At 61.6% G+C, this 24180-nt stretch carries 23 protein-coding genes, 1 pseudogene and 3 riboswitches; of the genes and pseudogenes, 20 read left to right on the forward strand and 4 right to left on the reverse strand.

The window, feature by feature from the left end:
• Positions 1-98 precede the first annotated feature (98 nt).
• The 13 genes from OQ789_RS19345 to OQ789_RS19405 all read left to right on the forward strand — a co-directional run bounded on the left by OQ789_RS19345 (position 99) and on the right by OQ789_RS19405 (position 13655).
• On the forward strand, positions 99-428 hold the full coding sequence (locus OQ789_RS19345) for a hypothetical protein (RefSeq protein ID WP_324687714.1): 330 nt from the start codon (positions 99-101) through the stop codon (positions 426-428).
• 861 nt (positions 429-1289) lie between these two features.
• Positions 1290-1958: an ABC transporter ATP-binding protein gene (locus tag OQ789_RS19350; RefSeq protein ID WP_420716155.1), complete on the forward strand. Its 669-nt coding sequence runs from the start codon at positions 1290-1292 to the stop codon at positions 1956-1958.
• Positions 1959-1983: 25 nt separating this feature from the next.
• Complete coding sequence (locus OQ789_RS19355) at positions 1984-2598, forward strand: NUDIX hydrolase (protein WP_420716153.1); 615 nt, start codon at positions 1984-1986, stop codon at positions 2596-2598.
• Positions 2599-2626: 28 nt separating this feature from the next.
• On the forward strand, positions 2627-3115 hold the full coding sequence (locus OQ789_RS19360; protein WP_324687808.1) for an inorganic diphosphatase: 489 nt from the start codon (positions 2627-2629) through the stop codon (positions 3113-3115).
• Positions 3116-3231: 116 nt separating this feature from the next.
• Positions 3232-4506, forward strand: coding sequence for a class I SAM-dependent methyltransferase (locus tag OQ789_RS19365; RefSeq protein ID WP_420716156.1), 1275 nt, complete (start codon positions 3232-3234; stop codon positions 4504-4506).
• A gap of 678 nt (positions 4507-5184) precedes the next feature.
• The gene (locus OQ789_RS19370; RefSeq protein WP_324687716.1) at positions 5185-6138 is read left to right on the forward strand and encodes a respiratory chain complex I subunit 1 family protein; all 954 of its coding nucleotides are present in this window, start codon (positions 5185-5187) and stop codon (positions 6136-6138) included.
• On the forward strand, positions 6135-6815 hold the full coding sequence (locus OQ789_RS19375) for a hypothetical protein (RefSeq protein ID WP_324687717.1): 681 nt from the start codon (positions 6135-6137) through the stop codon (positions 6813-6815). The genes OQ789_RS19370 and OQ789_RS19375 overlap by 4 nt, the downstream gene beginning before the upstream one ends.
• A complete protein-coding gene (locus OQ789_RS19380) occupies positions 6812-8296 on the forward strand; it encodes a proton-conducting transporter membrane subunit (protein ID WP_324687718.1) in 1485 nt (494 codons plus the stop codon). The genes OQ789_RS19375 and OQ789_RS19380 overlap by 4 nt, the downstream gene beginning before the upstream one ends.
• Complete coding sequence (locus OQ789_RS19385) at positions 8293-9825, forward strand: nickel-dependent hydrogenase large subunit (protein ID WP_324687719.1); 1533 nt, start codon at positions 8293-8295, stop codon at positions 9823-9825. The genes OQ789_RS19380 and OQ789_RS19385 overlap by 4 nt, the downstream gene beginning before the upstream one ends.
• Before the next feature lie 38 nt (positions 9826-9863).
• Positions 9864-10193: a hypothetical protein gene (locus OQ789_RS19390; RefSeq protein WP_324687720.1), complete on the forward strand. Its 330-nt coding sequence runs from the start codon at positions 9864-9866 to the stop codon at positions 10191-10193.
• A 177-nt stretch (positions 10194-10370) separates the two neighbouring features.
• A complete protein-coding gene (locus tag OQ789_RS19395) occupies positions 10371-10904 on the forward strand; it encodes an oxidoreductase (protein ID WP_324687722.1) in 534 nt (177 codons plus the stop codon).
• Positions 10901-12922, forward strand: coding sequence for a proton-conducting transporter membrane subunit (locus OQ789_RS19400; RefSeq protein ID WP_324687723.1), 2022 nt, complete (start codon positions 10901-10903; stop codon positions 12920-12922). Before OQ789_RS19395 ends, OQ789_RS19400 begins: the two co-directional genes overlap by 4 nt.
• A gap of 46 nt (positions 12923-12968) precedes the next feature.
• Positions 12969-13655, forward strand: coding sequence for a PhzF family phenazine biosynthesis protein (locus OQ789_RS19405; RefSeq protein WP_324687724.1), 687 nt, complete (start codon positions 12969-12971; stop codon positions 13653-13655).
• 372 nt (positions 13656-14027) lie between these two features.
• Here the strand turns inward: OQ789_RS19405 and OQ789_RS19410 are convergent, their stop codons facing one another.
• Positions 14028-15563: a MutS-related protein gene (locus OQ789_RS19410; protein WP_324687725.1), complete on the reverse strand. Its 1536-nt coding sequence runs from the start codon at positions 15561-15563 to the stop codon at positions 14028-14030.
• Complete coding sequence (locus tag OQ789_RS19415; RefSeq protein ID WP_324687727.1) at positions 15560-17095, reverse strand: MutS-related protein; 1536 nt, start codon at positions 17093-17095, stop codon at positions 15560-15562. The genes OQ789_RS19410 and OQ789_RS19415 overlap by 4 nt, the downstream gene beginning before the upstream one ends.
• A 32-nt stretch (positions 17096-17127) precedes the next feature.
• Positions 17128-17188: riboswitch (Fluoride riboswitch) on the reverse strand.
• Positions 17189-17542: 354 nt separating this feature from the next.
• Between OQ789_RS19415 and OQ789_RS19420 the strand changes: the two genes are divergently transcribed.
• Positions 17543-17914, forward strand: a complete 372-nt coding sequence (locus OQ789_RS19420; RefSeq protein ID WP_324687728.1) for a hypothetical protein — start codon at positions 17543-17545, stop codon at positions 17912-17914.
• Here the strand turns inward: OQ789_RS19420 and OQ789_RS19425 are convergent.
• Both OQ789_RS19425 and OQ789_RS19430 read right to left on the reverse strand, forming a co-directional pair.
• Entirely contained in the window at positions 17893-18465 is a 573-nt protein-coding gene (locus OQ789_RS19425) for a histidine phosphatase family protein (protein ID WP_324687729.1), read from the reverse strand. The two genes, OQ789_RS19420 and OQ789_RS19425, sit on opposite strands and share 22 nt — an antisense overlap.
• Positions 18462-18899: a universal stress protein gene (locus tag OQ789_RS19430; protein WP_324687731.1), complete on the reverse strand. Its 438-nt coding sequence runs from the start codon at positions 18897-18899 to the stop codon at positions 18462-18464. The genes OQ789_RS19425 and OQ789_RS19430 overlap by 4 nt, the downstream gene beginning before the upstream one ends.
• 27 nt (positions 18900-18926) lie before the next feature.
• Positions 18927-19001: riboswitch (Fluoride riboswitch) on the reverse strand.
• Positions 19002-19231: 230 nt separating this feature from the next.
• Between OQ789_RS19430 and OQ789_RS19435 the strand changes: the two genes are divergently transcribed.
• The 6 genes and pseudogenes from OQ789_RS19435 to OQ789_RS19460 all read left to right on the forward strand — a co-directional run.
• Positions 19232-20107, forward strand: a complete 876-nt coding sequence (locus OQ789_RS19435; protein WP_324687733.1) for a metallophosphatase — start codon at positions 19232-19234, stop codon at positions 20105-20107.
• A riboswitch (Fluoride riboswitch) is annotated at positions 20107-20181 on the forward strand. It overlaps the preceding gene by 1 nt.
• A 64-nt stretch (positions 20182-20245) precedes the next feature.
• A complete protein-coding gene (locus OQ789_RS19440; protein ID WP_324687810.1) occupies positions 20246-20704 on the forward strand; it encodes an NUDIX hydrolase in 459 nt (152 codons plus the stop codon).
• A gap of 35 nt (positions 20705-20739) precedes the next feature.
• Positions 20740-21660 carry a respiratory chain complex I subunit 1 family protein gene (locus OQ789_RS19445; RefSeq protein WP_324687734.1) on the forward strand — a complete coding sequence of 307 codons (921 nt, stop codon included), beginning with the start codon at positions 20740-20742 and terminating at the stop codon, positions 21658-21660.
• Positions 21660-22343: a hydrogenase gene (locus tag OQ789_RS19450; protein ID WP_324687735.1), complete on the forward strand. Its 684-nt coding sequence runs from the start codon at positions 21660-21662 to the stop codon at positions 22341-22343. The genes OQ789_RS19445 and OQ789_RS19450 overlap by 1 nt, the downstream gene beginning before the upstream one ends.
• Before the next feature lie 3 nt (positions 22344-22346).
• Positions 22347-23858, forward strand: a complete 1512-nt coding sequence (locus OQ789_RS19455) for a proton-conducting transporter membrane subunit (RefSeq protein ID WP_324687737.1) — start codon at positions 22347-22349, stop codon at positions 23856-23858.
• Positions 23855-24172: pseudogene (locus tag OQ789_RS19460) on the forward strand (NADH-quinone oxidoreductase subunit C); the annotation flags it as partial. The gene OQ789_RS19455 and the pseudogene OQ789_RS19460, both read left to right, overlap by 4 nt.
• Between the last annotated feature and the right edge of the window lie 8 nt (positions 24173-24180).

Genomic DNA, 24180 nt, shown 5'->3' on the forward strand with positions numbered 1-24180 from the left:
GGCTCCGCCCACTTCGCGTCGTTTGACGCTGATGGCTTCTACCCCGCACCAGATGCAGTGCGCAGAACCATGTCTGCGCTCGACGCGAGGGAGGAACCATGGATACCCGCCGTACCCCCGATATCGAGATCGTCAAATGCGCCGAACGCATCCTCTATCGAGAAAAGTGGCAAGTCTGCGAGGAACGTGCCGCAGAGCGGCTGGCACACACGACCTCGCTGGCGTGGACGCGGCTGTTTCCCAACAGCCCAGTCATCCGGGTGGTCGCCGTCAACGGCGTCGTGGTGGGTCGGGTCAGGCGCCACTGCGGGCGATGGATCGCTACCGGAGTCGGACAGCGGGGCCCGGTCGCCGACTGCAATGCCTTCGGCGCCGCGCTGGGAGCTTTGGCGACGGAGGCCAGTCGAGTCGTCGCCGTCGACTTCTAAGGGGTGCAGGACATGCCGGTGTAGCGACTCGCAGGCCTCGCCTGGGCCCGTGCGCTGAGTTTCTGCTACGGTCAAACATAGCCGTGAACCATAGGTTTTCCCGGTCGGCGATGAGGCTCCGCCCACTTCGCGTCGTCTGACGCTGATGGCTTCTACCCCGCACCAGATGCTGTGCGCAGACCCATGTCTGTGCTTGACGCGAGGGAGAGGTCATGGATATCCGCAGTCCCCCCGATATCGACGCGGTCAAGAACCGCGCCAAGACGCTTTCCAGGCAGGTGGCTGCCGGCGTGTATCAACGTCGTCCATGTCGAAGGGAGACGCGCTAATGCCTGCCCTCAGCGAGTCCGAAGTACTGCTGTTGTGGCGTGCCCTGCATCAGTTTCGCTCGGGCAGGGTTCCCGGCTGTGCAGCACACGGACGTCCGCCGAGCAGCAACTGCCCGCTCCACGCCGGCTGTGGACGCTGGAGCGAACCCGACGACTATCGACTAAGCCTGGAAGAAACCCTTGAAGAGACGATGCACCGCCGAGCGCGATGGCCATGTGGCCGCCTCCTCGAGTTGCTCGGGCCTGAAACGTCCCGAATCGGTTGAACCCATCGAGCTCAGGACGCTACCCGCGTCGTGCACATTGAATCGTTGGAACGACAACATATTCGGACTCAGCTGAGGAGACCGTGCCCATATCGAGCTGGTTAAAGCGCAATCACATACACTCCGGGCCAACGCAATTGACGCCGGTGAGTATTCGGATACGTAACGCCTGGGTCGAGTTCCCGATCTTCGACGCCAAGACACGGTCGCTGAAAAAGACCTTCCTCAGCAAGGCAGGAGGTACCGTCGGACGAACCGCGGACAACGTGCCCGTCATTGAAGCGCTGCGTGACATCACGCTCTCACTCAGCGCCGGCGACCGCGTCGGGCTCGTTGGCCACAACGGGGCCGGCAAGTCGACGCTGCTGCGGCTGTTGTCGGGAATCTATGAACCCACCCGCGGTTCGGCCGCCGTATGCGGCCGCGTCGCACCAATTTTCGATCTCGGCGTCGGCATGGATCCCGAAATCTCGGGTTACGAAGACATCGTCATCCGGGGACTGTTCCTCGGGGAGGCCCGCCAGACGATGCGGGTCAAGGCCCATGACATCGCAGCGTTTACCGAGCTCGGCGACTACCTGTCGATGCCGCTACGCACTTATTCCACCGGCATGCGGGTACGCCTTGCGATCGGAGTACTCACCAGTATCGACCCACAAATCCTGCTGCTCGACGAGGCCATCGGTGCAGTCGACACCGACTTCCTGCGAAAAGCCATGGCCCAGTTGGACAAGCTCGTCGAACGAGCAGGCATTCTGGTGTTCGCCAGCCACTCGAACGAGTTCCTCGCGCGGCTGTGTAAGACCGCGATTTGGATCGATCACGGCGAAATCAAGATGGCCGGCAGCGTCGAAGAAGTGGTACGGGCCTACGAGGGGGCTGAAGCCGCAGACTACGTCGCCCGAATCATGGCAGAGAGCAACTCGAATGAGTAAGTCAGACGAAGAGCCGCCTCGCTCAGTGGGGCAGAACCGGCCGGCCGGCCGGCCGAACATCCGCCGGATCAATGCCACGCCAAAGCCATTACCTATAGCGCGCGAGTTCTCTGCGGGCGGGCTTGTTATCCGCGATATCACCGCTGATCGGCAGTCCGCGGTAATCATCGGCCGGACCGATCGTCGCGGCCGCACCCGGTGGTCATTGCCAAAGGGCCACATCGAAATCGGGGAACGACCCGAACAGACCGCCGTACGCGAGGTTGCCGAAGAAACCGGCATCCGCGGTGACGTGCTGGCCCCACTGGGCAATATCGACTACTGGTTTCGCGCACATGCCGCCATCGTGCATAAGACCGTCCACCACTATCTGCTGCAGTTTCGCGAATGCGAGTCAGCTGCTGTCAATGACCATGAGGTCACCGCCGTTGCATGGGTGCCACTCGAGGCGCTGTCGTCGCGACTTGCGTTCGCCGATGAACGTCGGCTGGCCGAACTGGCAGTGCAGCTGACGCAGACGTTGCGCAACCATGGGCCGGCGGCGCTGCCCGCGATGCCGCGGATTGCGCCTCGGCGCTTCCCTCAAAGGCACTCGATTTCCGTACGCGCTGGCAACCAACCCAAACCTCGCCGAGGCTGACAAGAATAGAGATGAGGAAACGATGACCATGCGCTTCGACGTGACCATCGAAATCCCGAAAGGCCAACGCAACAAATATCAGATCGACCACGCTAGCGGACGAATCCGTCTCGACCGATACCTGTACACCTCGATGGGATATCCCATTGACTACGGTTTCATCGAGGACACCCTCGGCGAGGACGGCGATCCACTCGATGCGTTGTTATTGCTGCCCGAACCGGTCTTCCCCGGCGTCATCGTCACCGCACGGCCAGTAGGGATGTTGCAAATGACCGACGAGGCCGGAGGCGATGACAAGGTCCTGTGTGTCCCCGCCGGCGATCCGCGCTACGACGACATCACCGACGTCAGCGATGTGTCATCTTTCGAACTCGCAGCGATAAAGCACTTTTTTGTCCACTACAAAGACCTGGAGCCGAGAAGGTATGTGCAGGCGGGTGATTGGGTTGACCGGCGAGCCGCCGAGGCGGAGGTACAGCGCTCCGTTGATCGATTCCGGACCACGCAACACTGACAAGATGAATGCCTCAGCTGAATATCGCGTCCGTGCCGGTGATGATCGCGCCAAGCGGTCGACACTCGCGCGGCGCTGCGCCATGTAGGACTGTCGTCGTGCCCGTTAGCGACATTATGATGCCGTTGGTGCATGCCGTTTTGGGCATCGAGGCGCCGATCGCAGTCCAAGGATGGGACGACAGCCGCTCAGGACCCGTGGACGCGCAGTGGGGTTTGAAGATCAACAACCGGCGGGGACTGCGGCGATTGTTGTGGGCTCCCAACGAACTCGGCTTTGCCCGCGCCTACGTCTCGGGTGATATCGAAGTCGTCGGGGACCTAGTCGCGGGCCTGGCCACCCTCGAGCAGCTGTCAGACCCCACGAGTGGTCCTGGAGTGCGTATCGATTCCGAGACGAAAAGCGCAGTGATCAAAGCGGTACTGCGGCTCGGAGCCCTCGGCCTGCCCCCGAAGCCGCCGCCCGAGGAGGCCAAGCCGGCACGCGGCCGTCGGCACGCCAAGCAACGCGATGTCGCCGCGGTCCGGCACCATTACGACGTCGGAAACGACTTCTACCGCCTGGTATTGGGCGAAACCATGACCTATTCATGCGGCTACTGGGCCCGGCAGGACAGTGACCTGGACGTCGCTCAGTACGCCAAATGCGATCTGGTGGCCCGCAAGCTAGGTCTTGGTACGGGCATGCGGGTACTCGATGTCGGCTGCGGTTGGGGGACTTTCGCTGCCCACGCCGCGCGCCATTACGGGGCGCGTGTAGTCGGTATCACGTTGTCGCGTGAACAGGCCGACTACGCCGCCAGGCGAATGGCCGATGACGGTGTCGATGACTTGGTTGAGATTCGGGTACAGGACTATCGTGACGTCGCCGACGGACCTTACGATGCCATCTCGAGTATCGGCATGGCCGAGCACGTCGGATCTGGAATGCTGCCGTCCTACGCGGGGCACCTGTACGCATTGCTGCGTCCGCAGGGCCGACTACTCAACCACGCTATCTCCCGCCGCCCCGGTAAGTCCGCGTCGTTTTCGAAGACGTCTTTCATCGATCGTTATGTGTTCCCCGACGGCGAGATCGAGCCCCTGGCAACGATGATCGAGGCGTTAGAGGGAGCAGGATTGGAGGTTCGCGACGTCGAATCCCTTCGCGAGCACTACGCGCTCACACTTCGGGCATGGGTAGCGAATTTGGAAGCCGGTTGGGAGCACGCGATCGGGGTGAGTACCGCAGGCAGGGCAAGAATCTGGCGCCTCTACATGGCCGGCTCGGCGCTGGCCTTCGCGGCCAATCGGATTGGGATCAACCAGGTATTGGCAGTTAAGCCGACAGCACGAGGTGATAGCGGTATGCCGCGTAGCCGCGCCGAGCTACTCGCCGCGCCGGGAACATGAAACTTTAACAGCGCGCCGCTCGTCGGGCCGGTGGTCCGCGGAGTCCAGGTTCTCGTTTGACAAGGGGGGGCGTCGAGGCCCCCCGGGGTTCGTTGGAAGGCAGCCTGTACCCGGCCAACGACACGACGGGTAGAAGCCATCAACGCCCAAAGAGCGCATGTAACGGCGAGCCTCATCGCCGGCCGCAACCCGAATGGCGACGTGTTTTTGCGGTAGCAGCAACTCCGCCGGTGAGGCCAGCGTCAAACCGAAGCACTGGGCAATTGACGCGCCCTGGCCGGTGGTGCAAAGTCGCCCGGGAAGCCTGGCGTGTGAGATGCCGCGACGGGCCGTGTGTTTCGCCCTGGGATGCCCCCTCATTCGCACCAACCCTGTGGGGCGGAGAGGTAGCACGAACGCATCGCCCCAGACCCGTGGATACCCGCTGGCAAAGCACACACCACACCTCTCGGATCGTCGACGACCCGTCCCCTAACCGCGCGAATCGACGATCAGCAGATGCAGCCGTGCGGTGTCTTAGGCGCAGGTATGTGTGTAGAGTCTGGTGTACACGCAATACAGCGATGGGGCTCGCTCTACGCGCTATTGCCCGGTCTATCTGGGCCGGCCCGATGGCGCTAATGGCTTCTACCCGCGGGTTTCGACACCCGAAACCGCCCCGAAGGGTAGGAGCTGTTCATGAGTTCCGCTGTGGTCTTGCAGGTCCTGCAGAGCATGGTTGTGCTCGCGCTTTCGCCGCTGTATTCGGGGGCACTGGCACGCGCTGAAGCGGTCGTCGCGTCAAAGCGGGGCCCCAGCGTCCTGCAGCAGTATCGGGATCTCGCCAAGTGGCTACGCAAGTCCAGTGCGGTCAGTGATCAGGCTTCGTGGGTGTTCCGCGCGGCGCCGTTTGTGGCCTTTGCTTGCTACCTCACGGTCTCGGCGATCGTCCCGATTATCACCAATGAGCCTTTGCCGCTTGCCTTCCTTGCCGATCTCATCGGTGGCGCATTCGTGCTGACCCTGGCCTCGTTTGTTGTTTCACTCTCAGGGCTGGATACGGCCAGCCCGCTCGGCGGTCTGGGAGCCAGCCGCGCCAGCTGGATTGGCAGCCTGGCCGAGCCCGCCCTGATCTTGGTTTTCTTTACGGTGGGCGCCGTATCTGCCTCGGACAACCCATATTTGATGAATCACGCGGTCGCGAACTCCCCGTATGTTCTCGTCCTGCCCACCCACTTGCTGGGCACTGTCGCCTTCTTTTTGCTGGTCTTGGTCGAAAATGGACGCATCCCGATCGATAGCCCGACGGGTTCGATCGAGATCTCGATGATCGAGGAAGGCCGCGTGCTCGAATACTCTGGCCGGCCCTATGCGCTAATCAAGTGGGGTTCCTGGATGAAGCTCCTCTTGCTGTCGTCGATATTCATGAATGTCTTCGTAATGCCTTGGGGCCTAGGTGATGCCAAGTCGATCGCCCACGGCCTGCTGGCGATTCCGGTGTTGCTCGGAAAGCTCGCGATTTGCGGCTTGGTCATCATCATTATCGATACTTCGTTTGCCAAGCTGCGGTTCTTCCGAATCGCGGAATTCCTAGGCGCCTCCTTCCTGCTGGCGTTGGTGGGTATCGCGACCTCGTATGTGATCGGAGCATGAGTGTGGAGAGCCTGACAGCGACCTCGGGCGCGGGTGTGGCGCTTGACCTGTGTAGCGTGTTGATGCTGTTGTGCGCCTTTGCTTGTCTGGGCTCTAAGCTGTTTAACCGCTACCTCGCTTATTATGGCGCACAATCGTTTCTGCTTGCGATCGCCTGCGCGGTAGTCGCCTACAACTTCGGCCGCATAGAACTGTGGGTATTGGCCGTCATCACCTTGATCGTCAAAGGGATCGGGATCCCCTTGGCCGCACGACGGCTCCTTATTGAGCGGCTGGAGCTTCAGCGCGACGTCGCGATGTCCACCGGTTTATCGACCGCCATCATCCTCGGCGGTGCGCTGACTGCGTTCTCATACTTGGTGATTCGTCCCCAGGTGTTGCCACAGGGGCTGGTGGCCTCTGCGGTGGTCCCGTTGTCGACCGCGATGATTTTGCTCGGTTGCGAAGTCATGGTGGTACGACGCCACACCGTCGCTCAGCTTATCGGCTGGCTGCTGGTGGAAAATGGAGTCTTTTTGGGCGCGATCACCCTGGTAGCCACCTTCCCCTTCATCGTCGAAGCCGGCGTTTTTCTCGACATTGTCGCGGGCGTACTCATCATGGTGGTTTTTGTCTCCGGCCTGACTCGCCAACTTGCCGAAGCAAGTTCAGCCGAACTGAAGGAGTTGCGAGGATGAGTCCGCTCGTGGTGCTGCTCGCAGCATTGCCCCTGGCGACGTCATCGGTTGCGGTGGCAGGAGCCAAGGCCAGATTGGCGGGTTACGTAGCCATCGGAGCCGCATGCGGTTCGCTCGGTCTGTCAGTGTGGTTACTCTTGTGGATTCACCATCACCACGTGGTTTCCGCCCTGTCTGGATTTATCTACCTCGATGACACGAGCGCGTTCTTTGTATTCACCGTAGCCGTGGTGATATTATTGTCCTCCCTTGGCTCTGCTGCTTATATTCGGGCACAGGAGGATTCGCGGCAGCTCAGTCCGTTCCAGGTTCGGATGTACTTCGGATTCTTCGGGGCGTTTGCAGCGCTGATGTTGGCCTCGCTGAGCACGGGCAACTTGGGGATGCTGTTCGTGCTCATCGAGGGAAGCACCCTCGCGAGTGCTGCGCTGGTCGGCTTGGAAGCAAAGGCCAGTTCGCTGGAGGCCGCGTGGAAGTACATCATCATCTCCTCGCTCGGTGTCACCATTGCTCTGGTTGGCACCATGTTTCTCTTCTACTCCGGCACCGGCCTGGCTCTAACCGATAACCTCAGGCTCACCTGGCCCTACTTGTTCCAGCATGCATCCGAATTATCCCATCCTGCACTGCGATTGGCATTCCTACTCGCTGTGGTCGGCTACGGCACCAAGGTGGGACTTGTGCCGATGCATACCTGGCTACCCGATGCCCACTCCGAGGCCCCAAGCCCAACCAGCGCGATGCTCTCGGCGGCGTTGCTCAACACCGGTATGTACGCGATCATTCGCTTCCTGGCCATCGCCAGGATCGGTCTGGGAGCCCACTACGTGCGGGTGGTAATGCTGTCCTTTGGCTTCGCATCCGTCTTGATAGGTGTGCTATTCCTGGTTACCACAGCCAATTTCAAGCGCCTTTTCGCGTATTCATCGGTAGAGCACATGGGTATCATCGCCATCGCGCTCGGTTTCGGTGGACAACTGGGTTGCTACGGCGCCATGCTGCATACTCTTAACCACGCGATCGGCAAGGCGGTACTTTTTCTCACCAGCGGTGACATCGTGCTGGGATATCGCACCCGCGAAGCGACGAAAGTCCGCGGACTGTTTACGACGCTCCCGCTCAGCGGGACGGTGCTCATGCTCGCCACCTTCGCCATCCTCGGATCACCCCCGTTCGGACTGTTCCTGTCCGAATTTACGATTGTTCGAGCGGGTTTGGACCGCAGCCCCCCGTGGCTGCCTTTCGCACTCCTGCTATTGCTGGTGTTCGCGTTCGTCGCCTTCGCGCATCGTACTGTCCCGATGATTGTCGGAGAGCCGCAGGCACAAGTCCACGTGTCGAGCCCCTACGCGACTGGCGAGCAGCGGGTACTGGCGGCGGTACCCATTGTCACGGGCGTGACTGTCCTACTGGTGCTTGGCATCTGGATCCCCGCCGGGTTACACGCGGCGATCCTTGGATCAATCGGGGTCCTGACATGACCAGCGCCGATCTCGCCACCTGGCAGGCGATGCTTCCTGACCAAGCACGAACCGTCCAGGAAGATGGCGTCGTTCGCGTGCCCGTCTCCGTCGGTGAACTGCCGGCCACCGTGCAACAGCTGGGCGCCAATGCTCGCTTGGCCGATATGTTCGCCGACCACCAACCTGGCGCGGATCCAGTCTTGCGATCGGTGTGGGCACTCGACGGCAGCACGAATCGGTACCTGGTGACCGAAACCGCATGCTCCACCGATGAGTATCCCTCACTGTCGGTCGTTGAGCCGGCAGCATTCGTGGAGGAATGCGAGATTTATGAGCAATTCGGACTACGTCCTGCCGACGGCGGGCAGCTCAACCGGATCGCTCTGCCTCCTTATGCAGAAGTGGATTTTCCCCGCTTGGGCCGAATACCTACTCGTGAAGCCGCAGGTATCCGGGCCCCACATACCGTCGGGGGAGAAGCGTTCGAGTTCCCCTTCGGGCCGGTACGCGCGGTGGGCTTCGAATCGTTGTACTACGGCCTGGTCACCAGCGGGGAAGAAGTGGTCGACCTTTACCTGTTCACATGGCACAAATATCGCGGCATCGAATGGCGATTGCGCGGAATGCATCCGCGGCAAGCGCTATTCCTCATAGAACGGGCCGAGGGCCTGTCAGCGGCATCGCATGCGTGGGCGTTCGCGGCTGCCATCGAGACCGCGCTTGGCATCTCGGTAGCACCGGCAGCCAGCCGAATACGGGCCGCGGCAGTAGAACTCGAACGGATCTACAATCACGTCGCCGCGATCGCGGCATTGTGCCAGTCCACTGGACTGGCAGTGGCCCAGGCGAACAGCGAAATCATACTGGAAAGCCTTCTCAGGGTAGGTGCGCGGTTCTTCGGGCATCGCTATCTCTTCGGCGTCATCGATATCGGCGGGGTCGCGCGGCGAGCCGATCTGCGCGGACTCAGCGCCGAAACCCGAACTGTATGTGCCGATTTGCGACATGTCACCGACGGGCTCGACTCCACCAACTCCTTCCTCGACCGTTTGGAGGCGACCGGCATCATCACCGCTGCACAGGCAGCCTCGCTCGGCCTTGTCGGACCGGTGGCGCGGGCGAGCGGGCTATCTCTCGACACGCGCCGCGACCATCTGCAACCGCCGTATGACAACCACCCGGTGACTGTCGCACGTGCAAGCCGCGGCGACGTTCGGGCCCGCTATCACGTCTTTCTGTCCGAAATTAACGAAGCGGTAACACTAATCGACGAACTCGCTCTATCCGATTGCAGCATCGATGGTCAACCGGCACCAATCCCGCGGCGAGCCGGATCCGGGCTCGGCTGGGCAGAATCGCCGCGGGGCGAGGCGCTGGTCTGGGTCGAACTCGATCCCGATGGACGAATCAGTCGATGCAGGTTGCGCCCAGCGGCCGTGCGCAATTGGCGCGCTTTCGGAGACGCGGCCCGCTCCCAAAATGTGTTCACCGATGTCCCGATCATCGAAGCCAGTTTCTGGCTGACCGCAGCTGGTCGAGCGCGCTGATGGCCTGGTGGTTCCTTCGCGGATTGCGGCGTGGAGTGGTGACGACCCGTTACCCGCGCGTCGCACCGGAACCCTGGGCGCGTGACCTGCCGACCCCTCCGGTGTTCGACGTCTCGCTGCTGGACACCGCCATCGCCGATGAGCTCGTCGCAGCATGTCCGAGTTCCGCACTGCGACGTGAGGACCAGGCTTTGATTTACGACATCGGCGCCTGCACCGCGTGCGGACGCTGCTGGGCTGCGGCGCCCGCCGCGGTGCACCCCAGCGGTGTCTTCGAATTGTCCACCACCACTCGCGAACATCTTGTCAAGCGCATTGTGTTGGTTAAATCTGAGCCGCCGGAGGGACTCTCATGGTCCAAGGAGTGAGCGTCTCAGCTGCCGGCGTGTGCGGCCATCCCGGGCATGCACAGGCCTGCTGCGCATTGGTACGCGCGGTGGCGACAGTTCCGGCCACCAGCACGAGCACCGGCAACACGCATCACGCGGTGAACGCGGCCGGATCGAAGCAACCTTCAAGAAGACCCGCGAGGTGAGGATGTTCCCATGATGGAAGCCGTAAGCGCGATACGACCGCACCCGTTAGCCGAAGGGGACACCGGGCAGGCCGCGGAGGACCTGCGCCGCGCCGTCCGCAGGTTGTTCGGCCGCAGTTTGCATATCAGGACTGTCGACAGCGGATCTTGTGCGGTGTGCGAACAGGAGATTCGGCTGTTGACCGCACCGCACTACGATCTGCACCGGCTTGGATTCTTCTTCACTCCTGCCCCGCGTCACGCCGACATCCTCATGGTGACCGGGCCCGCGGTGCGCGCATTCGATGTGGCATTGCACAAGACCTACGATGCCACTCCCGAACCCAAGCTCGTTATGGCAGTCGGCGCCTGTGCGCTCGGCGGCGTATATCCCCCGGACCAGATCACGCACGGTGCGCTCGATGCGGTGCTGCCCGTTGATGTCTACGTGCCAGGCTGCCCACCGAGTCCCTTGGCGCTGCTGCAGTCACTGATGGTCGCTGTGGGTCGTCTCGCCGAAAAGGTCTCCGCGATACCGTTCGTGCAAGAAGGTGCATTGCCATGACCGAATGGGCCGTCTTCGGTACGGCGGCCATGCTGTGGGCCGGCGCGGCAATCACGGCTGTGATCTCGAATACCGGCGCAAGGCGTATTTCACCTACATTGGGCGGCGTCGGCGGCCTGGCCGCGTTCGTCGGCGGGGTCAGCCTGCTGTTCCTGCATTCGGGGACGGTGTCGAAGACATTGAGCGGCAATGACGTGGTCGGCCCGGTGACGCTGCGGCTAACCCCACTGGCGGGCGTGTTCGTCGTGGTGTTGGGCGTAGTCGCGATGGCAATCGCCTGCTATACACCCCGATACCATGCGTCGGGCCGCGGCACCTCGCTCTACCTCGCGACTTATCATTTGGCGCTGCTGGCCACGCTCACCGTGCTGATCGCGGGCACCGTCGTGGTGTTCCTGGTGGCGTGGGAATCCATGGCGCTGTTGAGCTACCTGATGATCTTGCGTCATCAACGCCGGGACGACGTCGCTGCGGGCGCATTCTGGTTTCTTGCGCTGTCCGAGATCGGCTTCGGGCTGATCGTCGCGGCCTTCGTGCTGCTGTCCGCCCGCGCCGGCAGCACGGATTTGGCCGTGATCGCGAAATCCTCAGCCCATCTTTCGCCGGGAACCCGAGACGCGGTATTCATGCTGGCGCTCATAGGGTTTGGGTTCAAAGCCGGACTAGTACCGCTGCATGTGTGGTTACCCGAGGCGCACCCGGTGGCACCTGCCGATGGTTCGGGCTTCTTGTCCGGGATGGTGGTCAAACTGGGTATCTACGGGATCCTGTTGTTCAGCACCACGCTCCTCAAAGATGGGCCGGCATGGTGGGGTCTAGCCACCATGGGGATGGGCGCCCTCACCGCGGTGGTAGGTATCCTGTACGCGCTCACCGAGCGCGATATCAAGAAGTTTCTCGCCTACTCGACGATTGAGAACATCGGAATTATCGCCATCGCGGTCGGGGCCGGAATGACGTTCACCTCCTATGGACAAGCCGCGCTAGGGGCATTTTTGCTACTGGCCGCCCTGTATCACGTTGGCAACCACGGCATTTACAAAACATTGCTGTTCTTGGAGGCTGGCGTGATCGAGCACGCCACAGGCACCCGCAATATGGATCGGCTTGGCGGGCTGATCCACCGGTTACCACGCACCGCGGTCATCAGCATGATCGGCACACTCGCGATTACGACGCTACCTCCGCTGAACGGTTTCGTGTCCGAATGGTTGATTTTCCAAGGGCTGTTTCAGGGCTTCCGCATCCCTAGTCATTTGGTGGGCATCTTGATCGTCGTGGCTGCCGCATGTCTGGGACTCACCGGCGGCCTAGCGGTGTGCGCTTTCGTTCGCGCCTATGGGATCCCGTTTTTGGGCATGCCGCGGACCAAGGCCGCAGCCGAAGCTACCGAATCGGGACAGCCCGTCTTTGGCGCGGCGCTCTTGGCGTCAGGCTGTCTTGCGCTCGGAGTCGGTGCCCCGCTGGTGATCACAGCGCTCGGATCCGCCGTCCGCAGTGTCACTTCGGTGGACGTGTTGCCCCGGATACTGATCGACAAATTAACCATCATCCCGGCGAACACCGACTTCTCGGCATTCTCTCCCACCTACCTCGCGGCATGCCTGTTCGGTGCGTTGATCGTGCCGATCGCGGTCCACATGGTGGGACGCCCCAAAACGCCGGGCCGACGGACCCCGGTATGGGACGGCGGGATCGTCACGTTCAAGCCGCGGATGCAGTACTCGGCCATGACCTTCGCTGCGCCCGTCAGAGTGACCTTCGATCGCCTCTACCAACCAAGCGTCACCGTGCAGCGGGCATCCGACGAACCCGCGGGGCGATCCGGGCCAGTGCACTACGAAGCGGAGGTCACCCCGCTATTCCAGCGTTACCTGTATCGTCCCACCGTAGTCGCCGTGCAGTATTGCGCGCGCCTGGTGACTCCTATCCAATCGGGCGATGTCAATGTCTACCTCCTCTACGTATTTCTGGCTGTACTGATCGCGTACCTGCTTGGCGCACTCGGTACCCGATGACCGCATACCGATGAGGTAACCGATCGATTCAAGGATTCTGGCACTGATGTCTATTGACGTGACCGTGTTGCGAGTGTTCACCGACAATGACGGCAAATTCGGCAATCCGCTCGGCGTGATTGATGCCGCGGCCGCCCCAGAAGCCGCACGTCAGCAGGTTGCCACCCAATTAGGCTACAGCGAAACGATTTTCGTTGATCTGCCTAGGAAGGGGCATCCGACAGCCGCGGGGCACATCTTCACCCCTAGCGTTGAATCGCCCTTTGTCGGCCATGCCGTCGTGGGGGCCGCGTGGTGGCTACGAAGCCGCGACGCGCCCGTTCGAAGCCTGCGGCTCCCAGTCGGCGTCGTAGAAGTCGATTGCACCGCGGAACTGACCGCCGTCCGGGCTTTCGCTGAATGGACGCCCGATTTCGTTATGCACGAGCTTATTTCGCCCAAAGACGTCATCGATGCCGATCCCAGCGACTATTTCGACGATTTCCCCCACTACGTGTGGGCATGGATCGACCGCGACGCCGGGCAGCTACGCTCGCGATCGTTTGCACCCGAGCTTGGCGTGCAGGAAGACGAAGCAACCGGCTCCGCGGCCATACGTCTTAGCGAGCAGCTCAGCCGCGATCTGTCCATCATCCAGGGCAAGGGATCGGTGATGCATACATTCTGGAGCCCAGTGGGCTGGGTAAGCATCGCCGGCCGAGTTAGTCATGCAGGATTGGCCCACGTCGGCTAGCCCGGTTAGGTGAGAGACGTGACCGCTGATGGCAACGACGGGTGTCGCGACCGCGACGCCGAAGCCCAACAACCGTGGCTCACAACGGTGTTGACGCGGCTACCGCGCACCGCGATTACTGTGGCGGCCCGAGAGTCGGTGCCGGCATTGGATATGCCACGCCGAGGGAGTCGGCCGCGATCTCGGAACTTCTTCCAGATAGCTTGCGCGGCTCCGGCTCCGGTCTTACTTGGCCCGGTTCGGGCGATTGGCGATCTAGTGGCGACGGCCGTCGGCAGCTTTCACGTATCTGGCTGCGCGCGGATGGCAATTGCCGTCGCCCTCGTCGGTATGTGCGTCCATCGCGGCGAGGATAACCAATCTGTCAGTGAATCAGCCGAATCCAACGGATTCGCGGCTCACGCCGCGATCTGGGGCGTGGCCGAATACCCTCTGAAATGAGTCCTGGCCGTAGCTGGTGGGCCGGGGTCGCCCTGGTTCTAATCGGAACGTCCGAACGCCATCGTCACGGCGCTGGGCCCGCAGGAACAGATAGTCAGGATCATTGCGTGAGTGCAGATGGTGTGCGAGCTCGTACAGATGGGTGACGACGACGACTTTGACTCCGCTTTCGACCATCGCTCGCACCACATCGCACGCGATCTGCGACCCTTCCCGCTCATTGGTCGAGGCGAAGGACTCATTGCACAACAGTGTTGAGGTCGAGCCGATCACGTCGGCGATGTCACTCATCCGAGCGAGCTCCTCATCGAGCTTGCCGTGGGTATGGGTGTCGTCTTCCTCACGCTTGAAGTGTGTGAAAACGGCGTCACGGACGTTGGCGCAAAACGATGTGGCAGTGACGAACATGCCGGCCTGCATCATCACCTGAGCAGCGCCCATGCTGCGAAGAAACGTCGACTTCCCCCCTTCATTGGCCCCGGTGATCACCATCAGCGACTTGCCGTCAGCATCAATGTCATTTCCGATCACCGGCTTGTTGGTGGTCAGGCAGAGGCCGATGTCGCGCAGATCGCGGCAGCAGAAACGCGCCTGATCTATAGGTGTGGGTATCGGAAAGCAGATGGGCACATCCCTTTTCGTGAGCTGTTCATGAAGGTTCGCGCAAGCCAGATAAAACCCCAACTCGGTCCGTAGCCGGCCGAAGAATCCTTCGACGTGATCCGCAGATCGAGTGACGGTGTTGGCGACCTCGTTGATCGCACGGCCGGCTAGCTCGGTAAGCGCTCGCGCGCCGGTCTCGTCACGGTCGTCAATGACGAATCCCGGAGCACCACTGTGGCTTCCGGTTAGTTTGTCCCACCAATTGCGGTAGGGCGGTTGGTGAAGAAGGTAGCCGGTGCCCTTATTGCCCAGCCCCAGAGAAGCACTGAGCATCACACCTCGGGGAAGATGCAGCTCGCGCAGGTCGGCATCGAGCTGTTCGAGGTACTCATCGCAGATTTGGTCGCCGACCATATCAAGAAGCTGCCGAAAGCCCGGCGAGCTGAACGCGGTGCCGTGTTCGTCGCACAACGTCCGCAGCTGACGCAGGTTACCGACCAAAAGTTCAAGGACCCTGACGGAACGACGCAGAATGGCCTGTGGGTCGCGAGACATCAAACCCCCGAGAAATACCTTTCGCCGAACTTCTACGCCGTCGACCGCGACATCATACAGCTGCCGTACGGCGGCACGGTTTGCCAGACAATCTGCCAAGACTTGCTGACGGTAGACGACGACACCGGGATCCGTGACCGCCAGTGGCACAATCTTTTTGGCTGTCTCGAGTAAGAATTCGTCACCGGCAGCCATGGCTTGGTAGACCCGCCTGAGCTCGAGGTCCTGATCGGCGAGATCCTGCTGTCGCCACGGAAGTCGTGGCGACAGGTCGGGGTCATCGACCGGGTGTAAAAGCCGGACTTTCACAGGCTGATCCTCCGCCCTAGAACATCGTAACTAAGCCCATATTTTTCGGCTAACGCCGCGGCATACGCCAGCCCGTCGGCGGGCCGACGAGTGAACTTGAATGTCCGCCGGGTCGGATCATCAGAGGCGACTTCGCCGACCATACTCACGCATGCCGGATCCAGCGCGGAAAGCTCGTCAAGGAAGCTGACATAGACCGCGACGCAGCGCAGCTGGATGATTCGCTCGAGCACTTCGCGGCCGATTGTCAGGGCATCGTTGATGGTGGTTGATGAGAAACTCTCGTTCATGATGATGATGCTGGCATCGGTTGCACGCGAAAGGATGTCATGGATGCGTACCAGTTCGTTGTCGAGCTTTCCATGCAGCGTTGACAGGTCCTCCTGCCGTTCGAAATGTGTGTAGATCTGATCGGGCAACGTCAGCCTGGCGCTAGCGGCAGGAATGGCGCAGCCGATCGATGCGAGGTAGGCGCATTGCCCGATGGTCCGTGCAAAGGTTGTCTTACCCCCCTGGTTCGGGCCGGTAACCACGAAGATCCGCTGTGTCCCCGATAGGTGAAAATCATTGGCAACAGGCCGATGGTGTTCTTGCACCGTGTTTATCGCCAGCGCGATGTCGAAAGCGTTGCCGACGTCCACCACACCAGGCTCGTCGGTGACGTCTGGATAGCAAAAAGAGAGTCCAGCGGCCGTGAATCGGCGCATGAAGGCCAAATATGCTAAGTAAAATTGGATCTCGTGCTCGAACCTTGCGATCGTTGGTTCGATGAAGTGTTCGTGGCGCCGGCAGAACTCATCGAGTCGCCCAAACGCCTCTGGATGAAGTTCGGCGACACATCCGAGAATCTGCTCCTCTACGTGGTTCATATCGTTGAATTCCGGAAGGGCAACACGATAGTCCCGGTTTGACTCGGTTGCGAAACGCTCGAATGTCTCGGCGATTGCTGAACTGTAATCCGTTTGCTCGTCGTATTTTTCGACGTGGACCTGCAGTCCTTCCACATGCACCATGTACCGCACTTTGCGCAGCTGCTCGTGCACCGATGTGGTCTCGCTTGTCAGCGTGGTGAACGCCTCGCTGGCCGTGTAACTCCTGATGTGTTGGATGAAATTGCGCAGGCCTGAAGACTTCACCGGGGTGTGCGTGGTCTCGTGGCGCAACAGGTCTATTGTGCGACAATAGGTTTCGATCGCATCGATCAGCCAGCCTTGTCGCTGTAGCCGATGCCAAGCGTTTCTCGCCACGTTGAGGCGACCACGCATCGCGCGCATGCCCTCAACGAAGTGCTGGATCGGCGCCATTGCCTGCTCGTCTTCCAGGTCACGAAAGACCTCGTGACGGTATTGCACCGTGCGCACGTCGTGCAGGGGAGTGCAGAAAATACCGGCGACGTCGCTGTCGTTGTGTCCAGCGGTCACCGCGTCGACGAGCTGGTCAAGGTGAAGGTCAGCGAAGAGGTCCGGCGATGGTTGTGCGGTACTCTCTGTGCCGCCGGCACCGGGATGGAGGATGCTGGTGAAGCCCGCCATTTTTCGCTCACCCGCCTTCTACCGTGAGTGTTCGCCTGGTAGAAGCCATCAGCCGGTGCGGCAGTCGGGGCGAGCTTCATCGCCGTGAAGATCATGCTACCGGAGATCGGTGGGATGTGCGTCCCGTGATTCGGTTGCGTTTCGGGCCCGGAGAGCTGGGAGGGGCGCGCCTGCCCACGCTCGTAGTCCGTGGGGGCTCTGCGAATGGCCATCAGCAGCCGGACGCGCCAGGCCGGCAACGCCGCAATGAACGGCATGCCGTGTTGCCCTGCTCGATAGTTGGTGGGGCATGCTTCATACGCCGAGCCCGTCACGTCCTATGAATATTCGATCTGCCCATGCACGAGGCTGGTGGACCCGTCATCAACGCGTCATGATGGATCATGGCGGTGGAGCTCGCCTGAGTTGCGGATGTCGCCGATAGCTCCTGCGCAACGACGAGCGAGGATGCATGCTCAGTTCAATGCCGGAGAAATTCTCATGAGCTCACCGTGGCGGCCGGTCGTGGATCCGGCTCAGTTCGACGTTGCGTTTTGGTTGCCACCCGGCGGTACCGATAACGGAGTGTTCGCCACCTATTGGGCGGAATTGGCCGATCTCGAGCCCGGCGACGTCACCGCTGTACTGGCGCTGCTCGCCGGGGCTGATGTCGGCGGGTACGTGGCGACGCCGGGCGGTCAAGTGAACCGCCGTGCACGCACGCCGGTACACCGTTTGTGGGTCGATTCGCTGCAATATCATCGCGCCGAAGATGTCCTGATGGCCTACCTCAACCGCAGGGGCCACACCGGCCACGATCATTCCGCGACAACGTCATAGGAATCCACTCGCCAACTGCCGGCGACCAGGCTGAGCTGATTCCAGCACGCCGTGCGCTGGCCTATGTGATTCAGTGACGGGTCGATCTGCCCCAGCAAAGCGGTGTTGAACGCGTCGTGTGAGACCAAGACGAGCGGGCCCTGCCTGAATTCGCTGACGAGCTCGAGAAACGCTCGCCGAGCCCGATCGGCGAGAGCTGTCCGGCTTTCCACCCCCGGGGCGGAATCAACACCGCCGTAACGGTGTTCGACGTCTTCGCGCCGGAGACCGGTGACAGGTCCGTAGTCGCGGTCGATGAGACGCGCGTCGATTGTGACCGGCGCGCTCGCGGCGGCGCCGATTGCTTCCGCGGTCGCGACCGCTCGCTGCAACGGGCTGCAGATCACTGCCGCAGGGTGCCGTGGAGCCAGCGCGTCGGCGAGTCGGGAGACTTCGGCCATACCGACTTCGTCCAGCGGTGGGTCACTAAGTCCTCGCAAACGCCCATCCGCATTGAGTGCGGTACGCCCGTGCCGGGCCAGGTAGACCCGGGTCACGCTCTCGGCGTTCACAGGTTGTCCGCGAACTCAGGGACCACTGCAACCGGGCGGGTGCTGTGACGCAGCAGGTTTCGCGCCACGGCGCCGGTCACAAGATGACTGACCACCGACCCGATGCCATGCTGTGGCCGGCCAACCACTATCAAGGTCGCGGCACAGTCATCTGCGGTCTTGAGGAGCGCCGCGACGGGATCGCCGTCCAACAGGTGATAAGTCCACCGCACGTGGGTCGCGTCGAGGATTTCCCCGACATGCCGGCGCTCGGTGCTCAGCCGCCTCTCGACGGTGTCGGCTGCGTCGGTCGACGTGGCAAAGAATGCGCTGTCGGACCTGTCCACGACATGCACGACATGGACAGGCACGTCCATTGCGTTGGCGAGTCCACCGGTGAAGAGTACGGCCGCCCGGCTGGCCGGGTGGCGATCATATCCGACGACCAATGCCATAGCGGGACTCCTGCCCAGTGGTTGCCGCGTGGCACAGGAGCCATTAGCCGGGGTGGCGGTTCGGGTGCAATACCCGGGCGGAGATCCATCGCCTTACCGATCAGGCTAGCCGGTTCGAGCACATAAGGACCACAACTGATGCGATTGACCTGGCGCGAAAAAGGCGCGTAGCCTGAACAACAGAGCAGGCGGTGGGGCTCGCGTAATTTGCGACCGCGATAAGGGGTGATCACAGAAGAGCGGCGGTTGCCAACGGTCCCTGGATTCGACAGGTGCCGTTCGCGTGTGCGTTAGAGCATGGCGCGAATCGGAAGTGAACCCAGGAGCCGACCATGAATCGATCACGACTTCCTTCCCTGCCCCCGCTGCCAAGTCAGGTGCTGGCACATTCGGTGCTCGCTCCTCCGTCACGGATCGCGATCGCGGGTGACTGGCACGCCGACACCGACTACGGGGTCGCAGCCATCGAACATGCGGCCAAGCGAGACGCGGCCGTGCTGCTGCATCTCGGAGACTTCGGCTACAACTTCACCGATCATTACCTCGATTCGCTTGACGACGCGCTTGATCGCTGCGGGATCGTGCTGGCCTTCGTCGACGGCAACCACGAGAACTTCGACCGGTTGTCCAGCTGGCCCGTCGACGCCGATGGCTTACGACATCTGCGCAACCGCATTGTCCACCTGCCAAGAGGATTTCGCTGGCAGTGGGGGCACGTCCGATGCCTGGCATTGGGCGGCGCCTATTCCATCGACCGCTTCCTACGTAAACCCGGACGGTCGTGGTGGGCCCAGGAATGCCTCACATCGCAGCAAGCTCGTGACGCCGCGGCCCGCGGCCCTGCCGACGCCATGTTTTGCCACGACTGTCCGGCTGGAATCACGGTGCCGGGTGCGGCCCGTGACCGGTTTGGGTTTCCTGCGCAAGAGTTGCGACGTTCCGAGCTCTACCGGGTGCGGCTGCGGTCGGTCGTTGATGCGGTTCGTCCGGCTCGGCTGTGGCACGGGCACTTTCACCACCGCTACCAGTCGGTGCTCTACGGTGACGGATACCGCACGGTGGTCGACGGGCTGGGCAAAAATGGTGATCCCATCGACAACAACATGGTGGTGGTCAATTTGTCGGAGCTGGGATCGCACCGGCTCAGCAGCGGAGACCCGATCCGACCAGCCCGTTCTGACTTGACCAACCGAATTGCCGTTGGTTAACTGACATCGGCGATGGAGTCCGCCGGAAAGCGATGCTTTCGAACCGCCGTGAGGCTGATGGCGCCTGCGAACCTTTGAGGAGTCGCAGGTGATTTGTGTCGATTGGCGCGCAGGGCCGGTGCATCCGTCGGCGGCGCGATGAAATCAGCAGATGATTCGTTAGTCGAATTACGTTGCGCTGTCGCAATCATCCGCAGGGACGCCGTGCTTGTCTTGCAGCGCGATTCGGGGGATTGGGTGTTGCCGGGTGGTCGCCCCCACCCCCACGAGAGCATGGGTTCGTGCGTGCGCCGGGAGACTCGCGAAGAGACGGGCCTAGACATCCAGCCCACCGACTGCGCTCTGGTTTTGGAGGTCAACGATCCCCGAAGTCACCGTCGGATCGTCGAATTGGTTTTCGTGGCAGATCAGTTCGACCCTACGGCCCCTACGATGGGTGAGCCCGGTCGCACGCCGATGTGGGTGGCCTGGGCCGACCTGAAAGACCTTGCACTGCGCCCGCCCATCGCCGGCTTCCTGAGGGACCTGTCGCGCGGCGGCGGTAAACACGCTCGATACCTGGGCAACTTGTGGCGCCCGGGGCCGGTTGTCTCATGACAAGCTTGCCGTTACCGGTCATTCAGGGGTTGCAGGTGACCACGGTCGCCGTTGGCGCACCTGGCATCAGCGGCTTCGTCGCCTGGTTCGAAGCGCGTCTGCAAGGCCGTCGCGGACCACGAATCCTGCAACCGTATTTCGATCTCCACAAACTGTTTGGCAAGGATACCCTGGCGCCGCATGGTGCGGGCCCATTCTTTCGACTGGCGCCGCTGGCGTCCTTGGCCTGCTACCTCACCGTGCCAATGCTGATCCCGGTGCTCACCAGTTACGCCTTGCCGCTGGGCTACATGGGTGACATTCAAGGCGGGGGCTTGATTTTGGCATTTGCCAGCTTTCTGGTCGCGGTCGCCGCCGCCGAGACCGGTGATGCATACGCACAGCTGGCATCCAGTCGCGCCAAGACCTTCGCCGCTATTACCGAACCGGTGGTTCTGCTCGTTGTGTTCACGGTTGCGTTGATCACCACGACGGACCTGCCCTACGTCCTGGGCGCCACCGTGCGCAGCGGCCCCGCCCAGATCGTACGTCCCGCTCACCTGTTGGCCTCAGCGGCGCTGTTCATGGTCATCTTGTATGAGACCGCACGGATACCCGTCGAAACACACAGCGGTACAACCGAATTTGGAATGATCGAAACGGGAAGATCGTTCGAGCATTCCGGGCCGGACTTGGCTTTGCTGCATTGGGGCGCCGCCGCCAAACAATTCGTGCTGTACGTGATCTTGCTCAATGTCTTCGTCGCCCCATGGGGGATGGCGTCGAGCACCGACCCGGCCGCGGTCGGATTGGCAATCCTTGCTCTATTGGCCAAGGCCGCGTTGTTGGGTTGCGTGGTCGCCGTGATCGACAACAGCTATGCGAAGCTCAGGCTATTCAAAATCACCGAATTCGTCTCGGCCGCATTACTGTTGGCGATCCTGGCGGTATTCACCCTCTACTTGGGAGGCGGCTGATGATCGCGCTGGCGAGTACGGAATCCGTTCCGACCGTCTATGAAGGCGTAGCGAACACGGTGGCACTCATTGTGCTGCTGCTTGAGTTCGGGATGCTGCGTGCGGCGCTCCTGCGTGGGCAGGTGCGGTTGTATGCGGGGCAGTCGCTCGCTGTCAGCGTGCTGGCAGCTGTCGTCGCCTTCGGGCGCGATGTCCCGGAACTGTACGCGCTGGCGGTACTTTCGCTGCTACTGAAGGTCATCGTGGTACCGCTGCTTGTGGTGAGTCTGTTGCGGGAGGCCAATCAGGAAATTGCCGGCAGCGGCGCCCTGGGGGTGGCCAACGAGGTGCTCATCTCGATTGCCGTGGCGGCATTCGGGTTTTTCGCCATCGGCGTGCTGGGAATCCATTCACCAGTTTTGCCCACTGTAGCGCTGAGTCTTTCGGTAGCAGTGATCTTGGTGGCGTTTATTCTGATGATCGTACGGCGCGATGTCGTGAGTCAGGCAATCGGATTCTTCTCGTTGGAAAACGGTGTCTCGTTGGCCAGCCTGGTGGTCGCTGCCGGAATGCCCCTCATCCTCGAAGTAGCCTTCCTGTTCGACTTGTTGGTTGCGGTAGTGGTTTTCGGAGTCCTGATGCGCACTCATCATCGACGAACACGATCGCTGTCCACCCAAACGCTCGACCGGCTACGCGGTTAGACCATGTCGACAGTCGTTGTGCTGCTCGTGATCTTGCCACTTATCGCAACGTTGGTGTGCTTGCGCGCCTCGCACCGCGTTGCGGCCGCGGTGACCGCGACAACCGGTATCACCACGTTCATCCTGGCGGCCGCACTGGTGCCGGCCGGAGTCGATCACACCATCACCGCGCTACGTTACCTGCGCGCCGACTCGCTTTCGCTTATCTTTCTTTTGGGAACCTGTTTCCTGTACGCAACCGTCGGGATCTATTCGGTCGGATACCTCGCCCATGAAGAACGCGAAGTGCGTACCGGCACAGTCGAGCAGCAAGCCCTATTCGCCCGACACAGTGCGCGGTTTTACGCCGGCCTCAACGCTTTCGCATGGTCGATGATTTGCGCGCCGCTGGTGAACGGTCTCGCACTATTGTGGATTGCAGTCGAGATTACGACAGTCATTTCGGCACTGCTTGTGGCGTTGGATGACACGGAGGGGGCCACCGAGGCCGCATGGAAGTACGTGCTGATCGCTTCCTCTGGACTCGGAATCGGTTTGCTGGCAACAATTTTCATGTACTATGGGGGCTCTCAGGCGCTGGGGGAGTCCTATGATCTGGCATTTGACCCGCTGATTGCTGTGGCTGGTCACTTACCCCAGACATCGGTGCGGCTGGCATTCGTGCTCGCGGTGGTGGGCTATGGCACCAAGGTGGGTTTCTTTCCCGTCCACACTTGGTTACCTGATGCACACGCAGAAGCGCCCACCCCCGTGTCGGCGCTGCTCTCAGGGTCCCTGCTCGCGGTGAGTTTTTATGCGATCCTGCGGTATTACCAAATCAGCGTCGCGGCTTTGGGACCCCGCTTCCCGCAGATGGTCCTGCTGGTCTTCGGGGTGCTCTCGCTGCTGTTGGCTGCGCTGTATCTGCTCGAGCAGCGTGATATCAAACGGTTACTTGCCTATTCGAGTGTCGAACACATGGGCATACTGGCGATCGGCGTGAGCTTCGGCGTGCCGATTGCGTTGTCCGGCGTACTGCTTCACGTGCTGGCTCACGCCGCAGCCAAGGGCAATGCGTTCATGGGCGCCGGCGTCTTGGTGCGCAAATTCGGAACCAAAGAACTAGCCCGGATGGCCAATGGCATCGGGGCCCTACCCTGGTCGGGTCCGCTGTTTTTGGTTGCCGTGCTGGCGTTATCGGCCATGCCACCCTTCGGCCTGTTTCGCAGCGAATTCCAGATCGTCGCCGGCGGCTTCGCCCATCCCCGCAATGTGGCCGCGGCAGCGCTGGTCTGCCTGGTCACCCTGGCTTTCCTCGGCTTGACCCTCGCGACGACTCGAATTCTGTTCCGCCCCAGCATGGTCGACTCGGCCGACGCCGAAGCTACTCAGCTTCCAGGTGAGCCCAGCCGGTGGATGGTGGTTCCGGTCGTCGCCGGTGTCCTGGCGCTGCTGGTGCTGGGACTTGCGCCGCCCTCAGACTTGGTCGATCTACTCAACCATGGCGCCAGCGAACTAGCGGCCGGTGCCCGATGACCTCGACAACCACGACCGAGGCGGTTGACCTGCCGCTAGAGCGGTGGCGGGAGCTCGTGATCGAACACGTCGCCGCCGGCTATCGCTTCGCCGGCGTGTACGGCGCCCACGATATGGAGACGGCCCAGCTACATGCACTATTGGTGGGAGGCGCTGGGGTCAGCTGCATTAGGGCTCGTCTGGTTCCGGATTCCGATGGCACAATGTCTTATCCAGCGCTGACACCCGACGTGCCGGCGGCGTTTTGGTATGAACGCGCGCTGCACGACCTGTCCGGTGTGGTGCCCATCGGGCATCCTCGGCTCGACCCGTTGTTGTTGGC

The organism is Mycobacterium sp. 94-17 (assembly GCF_035617725.1).
Lineage (GTDB): Bacteria > Actinomycetota > Actinomycetes > Mycobacteriales > Mycobacteriaceae > Mycobacterium.

Bases quoted from the DNA above. Each gene is read 5' to 3' on its own strand.
- OQ789_RS19440 (WP_324687810.1), top strand. From the start codon at position 20,246: ATGAAATCAGCAGATGATTCGTTAGTCGAATTACGTTGCGCTGTCGCA.
- OQ789_RS19430 (WP_324687731.1), bottom strand. From the start codon at position 18,899: ATGGCATTGGTCGTCGGATATGATCGCCACCCGGCCAGCCGGGCGGCC.
- OQ789_RS19395 (WP_324687722.1), top strand. From the start codon at position 10,371: ATGATGGAAGCCGTAAGCGCGATACGACCGCACCCGTTAGCCGAAGGG.
- OQ789_RS19370 (WP_324687716.1), top strand. From the start codon at position 5,185: ATGAGTTCCGCTGTGGTCTTGCAGGTCCTGCAGAGCATGGTTGTGCTC.
- OQ789_RS19375 (WP_324687717.1), top strand. From the start codon at position 6,135: ATGAGTGTGGAGAGCCTGACAGCGACCTCGGGCGCGGGTGTGGCGCTT.
- OQ789_RS19360 (WP_324687808.1), top strand. From the start codon at position 2,627: ATGCGCTTCGACGTGACCATCGAAATCCCGAAAGGCCAACGCAACAAA.
- OQ789_RS19415 (WP_324687727.1), bottom strand. From the start codon at position 17,095: ATGGCGGGCTTCACCAGCATCCTCCATCCCGGTGCCGGCGGCACAGAG.
- OQ789_RS19455 (WP_324687737.1), top strand. From the start codon at position 22,347: ATGTCGACAGTCGTTGTGCTGCTCGTGATCTTGCCACTTATCGCAACG.
- OQ789_RS19345 (WP_324687714.1), top strand. From the start codon at position 99: ATGGATACCCGCCGTACCCCCGATATCGAGATCGTCAAATGCGCCGAA.
- OQ789_RS19435 (WP_324687733.1), top strand. From the start codon at position 19,232: ATGAATCGATCACGACTTCCTTCCCTGCCCCCGCTGCCAAGTCAGGTG.
- OQ789_RS19380 (WP_324687718.1), top strand. From the start codon at position 6,812: ATGAGTCCGCTCGTGGTGCTGCTCGCAGCATTGCCCCTGGCGACGTCA.
- OQ789_RS19365 (WP_420716156.1), top strand. From the start codon at position 3,232: ATGATGCCGTTGGTGCATGCCGTTTTGGGCATCGAGGCGCCGATCGCA.
- OQ789_RS19450 (WP_324687735.1), top strand. From the start codon at position 21,660: ATGATCGCGCTGGCGAGTACGGAATCCGTTCCGACCGTCTATGAAGGC.
- OQ789_RS19405 (WP_324687724.1), top strand. From the start codon at position 12,969: ATGTCTATTGACGTGACCGTGTTGCGAGTGTTCACCGACAATGACGGC.
- OQ789_RS19400 (WP_324687723.1), top strand. From the start codon at position 10,901: ATGACCGAATGGGCCGTCTTCGGTACGGCGGCCATGCTGTGGGCCGGC.
- OQ789_RS19420 (WP_324687728.1), top strand. From the start codon at position 17,543: ATGCATGCTCAGTTCAATGCCGGAGAAATTCTCATGAGCTCACCGTGG.
- OQ789_RS19385 (WP_324687719.1), top strand. From the start codon at position 8,293: ATGACCAGCGCCGATCTCGCCACCTGGCAGGCGATGCTTCCTGACCAA.